The following is a 12,974-nucleotide window of genomic DNA, read 5'->3' on the forward strand; positions in this document are numbered from 1 at the left end:
TAATCTTCAACTTCAAAAATCTTCTGTAAAAAACCAACTGAATAAATTAACAGAGCGGCCAACTTTAAGATGGATATTTCAGTGCTTCCAAGGAATTCATTGTTTTAAGATTGAAGGAGTTAAACGAATCAGTAACTTGCACGATGAGCGTCGTCGAATCTTAAATTTTATGCCAATAGCTTGTCAGCAATATTATTTATCAGCTTGATTTTTTAAATTATTTGTTAAAGTTCTGACTGTCGAAATCAAATATTTCAAGGCAATTAGTTTTTGGAAATAACTAAAAACTAGAGAATTTTCGTGCTTATTTCATGAAAATTAATAATGATATAAACATCGAGAATGCAATTTCAAGACAGTTTTAATTGGTAGTCTTTGTCGTAGAATTTGAAGTGCGGAATGTGGGTTAAAGATCGGGACACTTTGCCAGAGACGATCGATCGCCTCTGAGAATTTAGGCACTAGAGTTATGGCAAAGTGTCCCCGCTGGCTAGCTCCGGCAATGACAGGGTTTTATCGTAATGAAGAAAATGTGGCTAGAGCTGCATCTTCTTCCTCTTCTCACTTGAGAGCGAGCCAATCAACTAATTCCTCGACAGTATTGAAATCTAACAGCTCCTCAGCGAGGTCTTCTAGCCGTTCTACAGGCAGTCTAGCTATCTGCCCTTGGATGTGCTCAGATAGCGATCCAAATCGCTTCTGGAGCAGTTTAAGCGTCAATGCCAACTCACCAGCCTGACGACCTTTTAGTTCGCCGCGTTGTTCGGCAGCTTGGATTTTTTCCAGATAAAGGGGAGATAGTTGCATAATCAGCTCTTGTTCTTCTGAGTTAATTTTTTGTCTGGCTTCAAGAGTGACTCTGAGGTTGCCAAATAGTTCTAGGGCATTACTCCGGTAGGGGCTATCGACTGGGAGAGTAGCTACTTCTCTAATTGCCTGTGCCTGAACATTTCCCTTGCCAAGCAATCGAAACCACAGGGTTGCTGGCGTTGCAGGTAATTGGTGGATGACGATTATCCCCATCTTTAGGTGATGATGTGGTAGATAGACACCTGCACCCCAAGCTGATAAATCAGTTATAGCACCAAAACCTGCCAAAGTTGGCGCGGCTAAAGTTGGTGTGAGAATCCAGAGTGTAGGCAAATCGGCATCGGTTAATTTTGTTTTCTGCTTTTTGGCTTGGCGGACTATTTCGCCGTGTAAATCGTAGAGTTTAGACATACAGCTCCGCATCTCAAAAACACTAACGGGATTTCGGAATGGTTCAAATACAGCACTAGTTGCGGCACATTGACTGAGCAATCCCAAATTTGTCGGGAGTGAGTCGGGTGTGAAGTAGACATCAATCTCCCGAATTTCGCTGCTCATGGTGAAGGCAATTTGAACTAGCCCAAATGGTGAGAGCAAGGATTCGAGTAAGTTTTTGGCGAATTGGTCGTGAGGAAATTGGGACATCTTATTTTTACCGCGAGGGTTTCCACCCTGCCGACTCCATTAGTCGTTGGACGCCGATCCCGCCGTCGCTGCTGGCGACTAGATCGAGAGCATCATACCAATATCCCGATCGCGCCAACTCCACGATCCGCTCTGACTGAGCTAAGTCAGCGATTCGTTGCAATAATTCAGGATTCGGTTTGACCATTACCAAGCCACCCACAAAGGGATTGCGGGAGAGATTTTCTTCGTCACAGACTACTGTTAACGTCCAAGCTAACATGGTGGGTTGACGCTCGAAAGGAGAGGTTACGCCAACGAGCGATGCGGGTAATCTGAGTCTGACCAATCCAGGCTGTGAGGGTAGTGAGATCGGGACTTTGACAAATGGGGCCGATCGAAAGCTATCTGTCAGCCGTACTGATAATACCCCTGTAAGCGGTCTTTCTGTGGCGTAGGGCAAATATACCCAAAATGTGGGATTGGCTGTCGCGCTCAAGCCGCCAAAGTCTGCTGGTGGGAGGATCGCAGTTAAGCCGCGAACGGGGTTTGCTCTAGTTAGACAGACGCTGCGTTTGCCACCGCCGTAAGTAATATCTTTGGGCGTACCTTTTCTTGACAATACTGAAAAGGTGGGATCGGGGACGTATTTGAGCGGTGTGGTTTGGGCTGATAATTGTGGTGCCCATAGCAGCAGGATTGCGGCGAGAGTGAAGAATGAGTGGCGGTGTGAATGCAGGGACATGAGTTGATTTCGGGGGCTGATAACATTTTGGCATCTCTGCGTATTTATGCCAGATGTGACTGTTAACGATCGACTAATTTAGCTTGCCATCGATTCGCTGCAATTGCTACCATCGGCGTAAATACTACCGCCATTGCTGCGGGAATTAATGGCATCCAGATCGAAAACCACGGAGATTATCCCGCGCATTAGTCGATCGATAGCCGCCGAAACTAGTTGCCAATACTGCTACTTGGCGATCGCCGATTTTTAGATTGCCATCTTCGGCTTCATCAGCAGCAAGATCTAGATATTTTAAGGCCAAGCTCAGACTCAGAGAGCGATCGGTCGTGCAGCCACTATCTACCGCCGCCATCCCCAATACCTGACGGCAGATTGCGCCATCGGGATCGAGACTAAAGTTGGTAAATCCGACATGTTCGGGTGGAACTCCAGGTGGTGCGGGCACTCCTGGGAATTTTTGGCTATTGCCGGACATCAGGCAGGAACTGACGATCGCATCTTGCTGTTGGAGCAAGGTATCCAAATCCCGATGTCCTTCGCCAAAGGGGATGTCACGATAAATATCGAGTCCGATCGCTTTGGGATGATACTGTTGCAGCTTGGTGAGTGCTTGGAATAATACTCGATCGCTCACTGGTAGAGCGCGATCTACACCGATGACTACAATCCGCTCGTCAGGTAGTTCGGTCATTGGGCGAGAGTTCATCTCTAGATCGTAGGTAGCGAGTTCGATCGGTTCGAGATAGCCTTGACTCCTCACCCCCCAAATCGCAGCGGTGGTAGCGATGACGATCGCGCCTAATTGCCACATATTAATCCGCGCGATCGGTTGGGGGTAAAACGATTTCCAGGTGGGGAGTTCGACGGTGGGATTCCAAAATACGACGGGGAGCCAGGTAGCACATGGAAAATCAGCTTCGATCGATTGTAGTTGGCGGCGGGCATCAGCTACAGCCACTAGTAACGAACTCCCACTCTCAAAGCTGCGGAGGAAGGTTTGTAAAAAATCCTGAGCTACCCGATTGGGAATCGCTTCCCGCATGACGATCGCAGTGGGAAGATCGAAGGCGGCGAGACTAGTAGCCACTCCCAGCCCACTACAACAATTAAAAATTGCTAACTTCAACCCCCGCCCGATCGCGGCTTTTACAGCCTGACTGAGGTCGCTGAGGGTGACTGATTCGGTGGGATTGAGGTGGATCGCCCCGACGTTATCTTCACTCCCGTGTCCGGCGAAAAACAGCAAATCCCACCCTTGGCGATCGTCGAGCTGTTGCCGCAATTGGGCGATACTCGGCTCGACGAGCGTCACGACATCCGCCTGAAGCTGTTGGATAAATATTGCATCAGCGGCTGTATCGATGCCTGTGCGATCGCCAAATACCGCCAGGATGCGCGGCTGGGTGCGGGAAGAGGTACTAGTTTGACGTTGATAAGTATTCAGACTAAAGGTAATTTCCGCCTGCGGGCAATCTGAGAGTGCGCTCCAACAGTGCCAAGGTAAACGATAGACCCGATCGTCTGCTGATTCAATGATAATGATGACTTCTGAATCGCGATCGCCAATGCCGGGTAGCAGTGGTAGCAACGTGCTAAACGAGCGACAATCGAGCCAACCCTGCATCTGGGCTTCTAGTTTCATCCGCGTTTGGGCAAAACTAGTCACCGAAAAGCCCGTTACTCCAGTCCGATCTAATTCGATCTCGACAGTATCACCCCGCACCGAATGCGGATAATTAGGGAGAAGAAGGGTAAAGATGGTTTCCATCGTAGGCGCGCTCAAAACAATTATCATAGAAGATAGAAATCTTACGCTCGATCGACATACTACGTGCAGCAAAATTCAACTCCCACCGCTAGTAACTCTGCTCGATTGGTAGGTACTGTTATCGCCGTTCAAGCCAACTTCTGTCAAGTACAGATCGATCCAGATACGCTCGCGGTAGGGGGGAAATTAATCTTGTGTACCCGCCGCGCGCGACTGCAAAAAATTGGTGTGAGTGCGATTGTTGGAGATCGCGTGACGATCGATGAAATCGATTGGCAAGGTTCCAAAGGTGTAGTTGTCGATGTCTTCCCTCGTCATAGTTTACTCGATAGACCGCCTGTAGCCAATGCCGATCGAGTCTTATTAGTCTTTGCCCTCGCCGAGCCAGCCCTCGATCCATTTCTGATGAGCAAATTTCTCGTCAAAGCTGAATCGACAGGCTTACAGGTCAGTCTGTGCCTGAATAAGAGCGATTTAGTTACCGACATCCAACGACAGGAATGGTGCGGCAGGTTGGCTGAATGGGGTTATCAACCGATCGTCATTAGTGTCGAAAATGGGATCGGTGTCAAGGAGTTGCAAATCGAACTCGATCGTCAGATTACGGTATTTGCCGGACATTCTGGTGTCGGTAAATCAAGCCTTACCAATGCCCTCATTCCCGACTCAAATATCCGCGTGGCGACTGTCTCTGGCAAACTCAGTCGTGGCAGACATACTACTCGCCACGTCCAATTATTTACGCTCCCCACAGGTGGCTTGATTGCCGATACCCCAGGCTTCAACCAACCAGATCTTACCTGTAGCCCCACGGAATTACCTGGATATTTTCCCGAAATCCGGCAGCGATTGGCGACGGCGCACTGTCAGTTTAGCGACTGCACCCATCGCGACGAACCAAATTGCGTCGTGCGCGGCGACTGGGAAAGATATCCCCACTATCTAGATTTTCTCGCCGACTCGATCGCTTGGGAACAGCAATTACAATCTCAACCCAAAATCGAAAATAATTTAAAACAAAAAAGTAGCACGGGGAAGAAACAATATGAGCCAAAACTAGAGTCAAAATATCGCCAAATCTCTCGCCATACGATTCTCCAATCCCTTGACGAGCTATCCGAAGAACTAGATGATGACTAGAAAAAGCAATGCGACGATCGATCTCGATCGATTGAATTTAGCTACTTACTTATCACGGAAAAACTTCAAAACTCGAACATTTGGATTGTAAATACTCAGCCCGCAAAAATCGATAAGACAAATGATTTGGAGCGGAAGTTGGATTGTCATGCAGAAACTTAAAGTACTCCTGTTGACGGTTGGGATATGCGATGATATACGAATTTATTAGCTCTAAGTAGTCAATCTTAGTACTCATTTAATTCAATCCAGGCGATAATCACACTTATTCAGATGGTTTCGATCGAGCCTTAGCCGCAATTCAAGCTAAAGCTCTAGTGACGTTGCTGAATCCAGGTATGATTCACTCGATCGGGCAATCCCTACCAGAATTGTGAAGCTGCTGTCTTTATTGGCTGTCAACTCTCCTCAAAAGCCTTCTTCACCTCTGCGGCAACTTCCGCAGCCTCCTCATCATCGATATCTAGCACCACTTGCAGCTCCTTGAGAAACACATTTGCGCTTGCTGCGATCTCGCCCGTCTGTAAGTCCATCTTTGCCAAAATCGCCGCAGCATAAGCATCAGGCACTAGATCGTCAGGAATCGCCTCATCTGCGGCATTAAACAATGCTCCCAACCCCACATCTGCGACAATTGCGGTCAATCGATCGACCATTGCCAACAGATCTTCGTCAGAATACTCTGCATACAAGTCAAAATCCGGCAAAATATCCAGGAATAAATCTGGAGCTACCAAATCCTTTGGGTTATCTGCTAAGGCAGCAATCAGCACGATCGATGCCAAGCCTTCAGCTTCATTTAATGGCTCTTCGGTATACTCTTCAGCGTTGAAGATACTATCGTATTTTGGCATGTTCATACTTTATTCGATCGACTACCTCACGCCTAGTAATACCAGATGCCAGTGGTAAATGGAAGGGATAGTGATGTTATGTAACAAAAATTAGGGGTTAGGCTTTAGGCTTTAGGCTTTAGGGATAAGGTTTTAGGCTTTAGGCTTTTAGTATCCCTCAAGGCGAGGCTACGCCAACGGATATAGCTCACTTACCAGCGTTTGGTTATGGGACGCAAGCGTCCGATTCATTTCCTAATCCCTAACACCTAACATCTAAAGCCTAAAGCCTAAAGCCTAATCCCTTACCCTCTTGCTCATACCCCCACCAAATGAGATGATGAAGAGAAATTGTTAAGATCGACGCAGAGCTGTTGGCATTTAGTTGTGGTGTTAGAACATTATTCCTAAGGAAGGATGTTTGGCTCTGGTTGAGTCTGGCTGGATCGACTCAAAACTTGCAAACTAGATCCTCAGTCTGCACTTATCTTGCTGTGCCGTTAGCACTGAACTTTCACGAGTTATTTAGTTAAATCCATATATATTATGCCTGTAACCGCTCAATCCGTAGACCAACTTGCTATTAATTCAATTCGGTTTCTCGCTGTCGATGCAATCGAAAAAGCCAAATCTGGGCATCCAGGTTTACCAATGGGTGCGGCTCCGATGGCTTATGTCCTGTGGCAAAAGTTTATGCGGTACAATCCCAAGAACCCCCAATGGTTCAACCGCGATCGGTTTGTATTATCTGCCGGACATGGTTCGATGCTGCAATATGCACTATTGCATCTAACTGGCTACGATAGCGTCAGTATTGAAGATATCAAAAACTTCCGGCAGTGGGGTTCTAGCACTCCTGGGCACCCCGAAAACTTTGAGACGGCCGGAATTGAAGTCACGACTGGCCCACTCGGTCAAGGGATTGCTAATGGTGTCGGTTTGGCTCTAGCTGAAGCCCATTTAGCTGCTAAATTTAATAAGCCCGATGCGACGATCGTCGATCATTACACCTACGTCATCGTCGGCGATGGTTGTAATATGGAAGGGATTTCCGGTGAAGCCGCTTCGATCGCGGGTCACTGGGGACTAGGTAAACTAATCGTCTTGTATGATGACAACCACATCTCGATCGATGGTTCGACCGATGTTGCCTTTACTGAAGATGTCTCCGCCCGATTTGATGCCTATGGCTGGCACACGATCCACGTTAAAGATGGTAATACCGACTTAGGCGCAATTTCGGCAGCATTAGAAGAAGCCAAAAAAGTTACCGACAAACCGACGATGATCAAGGTAACTACCATCATCGGTTACGGCTCCCCCAACAAATCCAACACCGCTGGCATCCACGGTGCAGCCCTGGGTGAAGCCGAAATCAAACTCACCCGCGAAAACCTCGGCTGGGACTACGCTCCCTTTGAATTACCCGCCGATGCAGTCGCTCACATGCGCGAAGCGATCGATCGCGGTGCCAAAGCTGAAGGCGAATGGGAAGCAACCCTGGCTAGCTACAAATCTAAATATCCCACAGAAGCCGCCGAATTTGAAAGTTTGACCTCGCGCCAGCTTCCTGACGGTTGGGATAGCGTCTTGCCGACTTATACCACCGAAGACAAGGCTCTAGCTAGCCGCAAACACTCTGAAAATTGCCTCAATAAACTCGCAACAGTTTTACCAGGTTTGATCGGCGGTTCGGCTGACTTGACGCACTCCAACCTCACCGAAATCAAAGAATCTGGCGACTTCCAAAAAGGTGCCTACCAAAATCGCAACGTCCACTTCGGCGTGCGCGAACATGCGATGGGTGCCATTTGTAACGGGATCGCCCTCCACAATTCCGGTTTGATTCCTTACGGTGCCACCTTCCTAATCTTCACCGACTACATGCGCGCACCGATTCGCCTCTCCGCACTATCCAAAGCGGGGGCAATCTGGGTGATGACTCACGATTCCGTCGGACAGGGTGAAGATGGCCCTACGCACCAACCGATCGAAACGATCGCCTCTCTCCGTGCGATTCCCAACCTCACCGTGATCCGTCCCGCCGACGGTAACGAAACATCCGGCGCATACAAAGTCGCGATCGAAAAAGCCAGCCAAACCAATCCGACTCTGCTGGCATTATCCCGCCAAAATCTACCCAACTTGGCCGGAACTTCGATCGCAGGTGTCGCCAAAGGAGCCTACACGATTGTCGAATCCGAAGGCACTCCCGACATCATCCTGATTGGTACTGGCTCCGAAGTCAGCCTTTGTGTCACCGCTGCCGAAAAACTCACCGCTGAAGGTACTAAAGTCCGCGTCGTATCCATGCCGTCATGGGAACTATTCGACGAACAAGACGCAGCTTACAAAGAGTCCGTCTTACCTAAAGCTGTCACCAAACGTGTCGCAGTAGAAGCAGCTTGCAGCCAAGGCTGGCACCGCTTCATCGGACTCGATGGTGGTTTAGTCACAATCGACCGTTTTGGTGCTTCGGCTCCTGGCGGCGTAGTCATGGAGAAGTTTGGCTTCACTGTCGATAACGTCGTGAAAACAGCGAAAGAAGTCTTGGGTTAATCGCTAAACTCAAAGTGGTTAAAACCACTCCTCATGGTGCAAAGTCCGCCTACGCGGACTAACTAATTAATTTCGTCCGCGTAGGCGGACTTTGCATCACTAGCCAAGATTTGCGAAAAGTGCGGTCTTGGGGTTTCCCCAAGTAGAGCACCTTTTCAAGACACAATCGTTGGTATTTCTATAAATAGCAACTTGGGTTAGATTAATAATTGTTACAATAAAAATCACTTAGATCGTCCGCGATCGCTCATTTGGATAAGTAGCATCATGACTCGTCAAGAAATTGAGAACCAACTGCTAACCCTATCACCTTCTGACAAGGCAGAGATGGTTCAGAGCCTAACCAAAACTTTGAACATGAGTGGGAAGGGAATTACTAAAACGCTAGGGGTCTGTGGCGGGAAAGCTTGTATTGCCGGAACGCGAATCGCCGTTTGGCTATTAGTCGAGGCACAGCAATTGGGAATTAGTGAAGCCCAACTATTACAGGACTATTCCCACATCACCGCCGCCGATCTAGTCAATGCGTGGAGCTATGCTGATGCTTATCCCGAAGAAATTGCCGCAGCAATTCGCGTTAATAACGAGGCGTAGCTAATGGCGCGGTTGTATATGGATGAGCAGTTTCCAAAGGTTGTGAGTCAGCTACTTAGGGAAATGGGTCATGATGTTTTGACGGTGCAAGAAGCTGGCAAAGGTAATTTAGGTATTCCAGATGAGGATGTATTATCCTTTGCTATCGCTGATAATCGAGCGGTCGTCACCCTAAATCGAGATGATTTTAGGCGATTACACCGAGCAAATTCCCAGCACTTCGGTGTTATTATCTGCACGAACGATCCCGATCGATCGAGTATGGCAAGTCGGCTAAACGATGCGATCGTCGATCGAGAATCTCTACAAGGTAATTTGATTCGGGTAGTACGTCCTGCAAATTGAATTAAATTACAAACTATCAAAATAGAGATCGTGATGGCAGATTCACTAGATAAGATTAAAAGTATCGAGCTAATATCTAACTTCGATCGATCGTCAATAGATCGATTAATTGGGTATTCACATGATGACAATCTTATCGTCCGATATCATGCTTACTGTAAGTTAAATTCAGATAATCTAGATCCAAAAATTTTATCTGAACGAGATTGGGAGTTATTGCCTAGAGGTATCTTGCTCAACCCAGGCGATATAGTTTGGAGCGTCTATCAATCTGGAAGGACATATACCGATGATGAATTTATAATTGACGATGGTACAGACTATAGTGGTGAACATAACTACGGTAGAGAAATGACTATTAGTAGTTACGATCGATCTAATTGTGGCGTTGTTTGCAAATTAATTTCAACGTATATAGATTATGAATCTGCTGAAGCCGCTGCCATTCTGACAGTAAAAAAAATCCTTACCAAAGAAGAGTATCCATATTTTTCTAGCTATGCCTCGGATTGGGATACAAAGATATCTCAGCAGGATATTTATAATTGGGTCAAAATATATGATATTCCAGATTTACCTCAACCACCCAATCCAGAACCTTTTCAATGGGTTGATGTTGTTGCCAAGAATTATAACGAGTGGAGATGTCAGAAATATCTGAAGGAACTATATAGTTATTGCGATCGACTGCAAAATTATGCCGATCTGGTATTAGAAAAATTAACAATTGATGAGCATTATGAGGTTATAGATCGCATCTATGCCAATGTTGTTGGTAGACTTGCTTATGTATGTAAGGAAACAGTTCGGGAAACTACTTATTTTAAACCATAACTATGCTTGGATTGAGTATATCAGCTATCGGTATCCGTCCGATCGCCGAATGTCTGGAGATTTTCGATTTACTTACACCTTCACTCCAATTAGAATATTTAGAACTCGCGATCGGTAGTAATTGCCAGATTGATTATTCTTATCCCAATATTCCGCTGATTTTGCATGATTCTTGCCTCTATGAGAAAAATCATCGACAAATACTAAAACTCTCTAAGCCCGAAACATCGGCGATTTATGCTGACTTTATCCAACAACATCAAAATGTTGTGGCTGTCTCTATTCATGCGCCACGTCGCTGGGAATGTAGTCGTAGCGAACTCGAATATTCGTTACTAGATTTATAACAGATTTTGCAGGTACCAGTGGCAGTAGAAGTAATGCCGACTTGCGATTATTGGTGTTCTGGTTTAGATAGCTTGGTGGATTTCCCACTACTATTAGACGTATCTCATATTCTGATTTGGCAGCAGGGAAACGATCGAGCTACAGAGAATACCTGTCGAGAATTATTGAAATCGCATCAGATTATCGAGATTCATCTCAGTCACAATCAGGGCATTGCCGATACACACGATTTGATTCCCGAAGATATCTGGTTCGATCGATGTATTACTGATTGGCGCGATCGATACTTTGTCACTTACGAAAGTCTACCCAAATCATTGATAACTGGTATGGATTGCAGCATTATCGATCGACAAGGTGGGAAATCCCCACCTGTTTTTATTTAGAGATAGGGTTTTTGATAAAGGAAGGTGGATGACGACTTTGTGCTCTGGGCTACGGTGACGCGTGCCAACTTGCGATCGATCGCCTTGTTTAATGTTTAACTCCACCCCCAACTGTCATCAATACGGAATAACCCACATGAACGCCACAAGTACCGAACACGATCGACTGCGATGGATTACTGTAGACAAAGATCTACCGACGATCGATCGGGGTGAAGATATTATCGCTGGTTTGAGGTCAACCCCCAAAACCTTACCACCTCGCTACTTTTATGACGATCGCGGCTCCGAATTATTCGAGCAGATCACCGACTTACCCGAATATTATCCCACCCGCACCGAGCAAGCCATCCTCGATACCTACGTCTCAGAAATTATCGAATTAACTGGAGCTTGCGAAATCGTCGAACTCGGTAGCGGTAGCTCCCGCAAAACTCACACTCTCCTGACAGCTTACTCGCAACTCGATAACCCTTTACATTATTACCCGATCGATGTGAGCGCAGGTATCCTCCGCTCCACAGCACTAGAATTACTCGCAACCTACCCCCAGCTCAACGTCTGCGGTGTCGCAGGTACTTACGAACGCGCCCTCGCCAAACTCCCCCCGCGCATGGTGGAAAATCGGATGTTGATGTTCCTGGGCAGTACGATGGGCAATATGGACGATCGATCGTGCGATCTCTTCCTCACTCAAGTCCAGCAAGCCCTTCAACCTGGTGAATTTTTCCTTTTAGGTGTAGACCTTCAAAAACCGATCGCTGTTCTCGAAGCTGCTTATAACGATGCCCAAGGCGTTACCGCTGCTTTTAATCTCAACATGTTGCAGCATCTGAACGATCGGTTTGATGGTAACTTTAATCTCGATAATTTCGCACACTACGCCTTCTTTAATCCCGTCGCTAGTCAGATCGAAATGCACCTCAAAAGTCTGACAGCTCAAACCGTCCAGCTCAAGGCTCTGGACTTAGAAATCTCGCTCCAATCGGGCGAAACCATTCACACCGAAATCTCGCGGAAGTTTCATCTCCCCACGTTGAGCGATACTCTTACCACTCACGCACTACAACCGCTCAAAATTTGGACAGATCCTCAATCTTGGTTTGGTTTAATTCTCTGTCAACGACAATGTTTACTTGCTGGTGATTGTCCTTAGATCGATCTTGTTGCTTGAAACATAGACAGTGCCCACCCGACAATTCTAGTAGATAACAGTTAGATTGCCGGATCGATGGCACCATTGCTATACTTGTACAAGCAATAGTACAAATCACCAAAGATGAAAGTTGTATCCTTCAGTGAGGCGAGGAATAGCCTAAAGACAGTTCTCGATCGAGTGGTGGCGGATGCTGATTATACGATCGTGACTAGACGAGATGCAGATGATGTCGTAGTCATGTCTTTAGAATCTTTCAATAGTCTGATGGAGACGGTTCATTTATTGAAATCTCCAGCTAATGCTGCTCATTTAGAACGATCGATCGCCCAATTTAGAGCAGGAAAAGCGATCGAACGAGACTTAGTTGATGACTAGGAGACTGGCTTGGACGGAGGAGGCTTGGGATGACTATCTTTATTGGCAAGGTCAAGATAAAAAGACACTCAAAAGAATAAATAAATTGATATCAGCCACAATCCGCGAACCCTTTGATGGTGTCGGCAAGCCAGAACCTTTACGAGAAAATTTAGCTGGCTTTTGGTCGCGACGAATTGATGATACCAATCGCTTAGTTTGCGGTAAGAAGCAGATTAATAAGCCTTTGTCCTGCCAATCAGCCCACTTTTGACGGACAAGATGACTTTTGTGTAGAGGGCCATTGTCTTGAACTACGACTGTCAAACGTAAATACTTCAAATCGATGATGCCCTCTTGTGCTGCCAACTTCAATGTATCTAGATCTGCTTGAGGGAATTGCTCTTCGAGTTGGATTTTGTTTCTTAAGGGTGGCTGGTGCGCGTGCGTTTCCATCGATACTGTTTTTTTT

14 protein-coding genes and 1 pseudogene are annotated in these 12,974 nt (G+C 46.6%); 11 read left to right on the plus strand and 4 right to left on the minus strand.

Annotation, left to right across the window (positions count from 1 at the left end):
• Window positions 1-208: pseudogene (locus ACEW9J_RS07040) on the plus strand (IS1634 family transposase); the annotation flags it as partial.
• Between the two features lie 353 nt (window positions 209-561).
• Here ACEW9J_RS07040 and ACEW9J_RS07045 read toward each other — a convergent pair.
• The 3 genes from ACEW9J_RS07045 to ACEW9J_RS07055 form a co-directional block, all read right to left on the minus strand.
• Complete coding sequence (locus tag ACEW9J_RS07045; protein ID WP_373544421.1) at window positions 562-1,455, minus strand: DUF4351 domain-containing protein; 894 nt, start codon at window positions 1,453-1,455, stop codon at window positions 562-564.
• A gap of 7 nt (window positions 1,456-1,462) precedes the next feature.
• On the minus strand, window positions 1,463-2,179 hold the full coding sequence (locus ACEW9J_RS07050; protein ID WP_373544422.1) for a DUF928 domain-containing protein: 717 nt from the start codon (window positions 2,177-2,179) through the stop codon (window positions 1,463-1,465).
• A 145-nt stretch (window positions 2,180-2,324) separates the two neighbouring features.
• Entirely contained in the window at window positions 2,325-3,950 is a 1,626-nt protein-coding gene (locus tag ACEW9J_RS07055; protein ID WP_373544423.1) for a CHASE2 domain-containing protein, read from the minus strand.
• A gap of 63 nt (window positions 3,951-4,013) precedes the next feature.
• Here ACEW9J_RS07055 and rsgA point away from each other — a divergent pair, with 63 nt between their 5' ends.
• Window positions 4,014-5,090, plus strand: a complete 1,077-nt coding sequence (gene rsgA, locus ACEW9J_RS07060) for a small ribosomal subunit biogenesis GTPase RsgA (RefSeq protein WP_373544424.1) — start codon at window positions 4,014-4,016, stop codon at window positions 5,088-5,090.
• Between the two features lie 398 nt (window positions 5,091-5,488).
• Here the strand turns inward: rsgA and ACEW9J_RS07065 are convergent, their stop codons facing one another.
• Window positions 5,489-5,944 carry a hypothetical protein gene (locus ACEW9J_RS07065; protein ID WP_373544425.1) on the minus strand — a complete coding sequence of 152 codons (456 nt, stop codon included), beginning with the start codon at window positions 5,942-5,944 and terminating at the stop codon, window positions 5,489-5,491.
• Between the two features lie 525 nt (window positions 5,945-6,469).
• On the opposite strand from ACEW9J_RS07065, the gene tkt reads away from it, so the two are divergent.
• The 9 genes from tkt (at window position 6,470) to ACEW9J_RS07110 (ending at window position 12,776) form a co-directional block, all read left to right on the plus strand.
• Window positions 6,470-8,482, plus strand: a complete 2,013-nt coding sequence (gene tkt / locus ACEW9J_RS07070; RefSeq protein WP_373544426.1) for a transketolase — start codon at window positions 6,470-6,472, stop codon at window positions 8,480-8,482.
• A 267-nt stretch (window positions 8,483-8,749) separates the two neighbouring features.
• The gene (locus tag ACEW9J_RS07075; RefSeq protein WP_373544427.1) at window positions 8,750-9,076 is read left to right on the plus strand and encodes a DUF433 domain-containing protein; all 327 of its coding nucleotides are present in this window, start codon (window positions 8,750-8,752) and stop codon (window positions 9,074-9,076) included.
• Window positions 9,077-9,079: 3 nt separating this feature from the next.
• Window positions 9,080-9,421 carry a DUF5615 family PIN-like protein gene (locus ACEW9J_RS07080; RefSeq protein WP_373544428.1) on the plus strand — a complete coding sequence of 114 codons (342 nt, stop codon included), beginning with the start codon at window positions 9,080-9,082 and terminating at the stop codon, window positions 9,419-9,421.
• Between the two features lie 33 nt (window positions 9,422-9,454).
• On the plus strand, window positions 9,455-10,255 hold the full coding sequence (locus ACEW9J_RS07085; RefSeq protein ID WP_373544429.1) for a hypothetical protein: 801 nt from the start codon (window positions 9,455-9,457) through the stop codon (window positions 10,253-10,255).
• A gap of 11 nt (window positions 10,256-10,266) precedes the next feature.
• On the plus strand, window positions 10,267-10,602 hold the full coding sequence (locus tag ACEW9J_RS07090; RefSeq protein ID WP_373544430.1) for a hypothetical protein: 336 nt from the start codon (window positions 10,267-10,269) through the stop codon (window positions 10,600-10,602).
• A gap of 18 nt (window positions 10,603-10,620) precedes the next feature.
• Entirely contained in the window at window positions 10,621-10,989 is a 369-nt protein-coding gene (locus ACEW9J_RS07095) for a hypothetical protein (RefSeq protein ID WP_373544431.1), read from the plus strand.
• 136 nt (window positions 10,990-11,125) lie between these two features.
• Window positions 11,126-12,145, plus strand: coding sequence for an L-histidine N(alpha)-methyltransferase (gene egtD / locus ACEW9J_RS07100; protein WP_373544432.1), 1,020 nt, complete (start codon window positions 11,126-11,128; stop codon window positions 12,143-12,145).
• A gap of 123 nt (window positions 12,146-12,268) precedes the next feature.
• Window positions 12,269-12,523: a type II toxin-antitoxin system Phd/YefM family antitoxin gene (locus ACEW9J_RS07105; RefSeq protein WP_373544433.1), complete on the plus strand. Its 255-nt coding sequence runs from the start codon at window positions 12,269-12,271 to the stop codon at window positions 12,521-12,523.
• Window positions 12,516-12,776: a Txe/YoeB family addiction module toxin gene (locus tag ACEW9J_RS07110; protein WP_373544434.1), complete on the plus strand. Its 261-nt coding sequence runs from the start codon at window positions 12,516-12,518 to the stop codon at window positions 12,774-12,776. The genes ACEW9J_RS07105 and ACEW9J_RS07110 overlap by 8 nt, the downstream gene beginning before the upstream one ends.
• The last annotated feature ends 198 nt before the right edge of the window (window positions 12,777-12,974 follow it).

The organism is Chamaesiphon sp., from assembly GCF_041737865.1.
GTDB lineage: Bacteria > Cyanobacteriota > Cyanobacteriia > Cyanobacteriales > Chamaesiphonaceae > Chamaesiphon.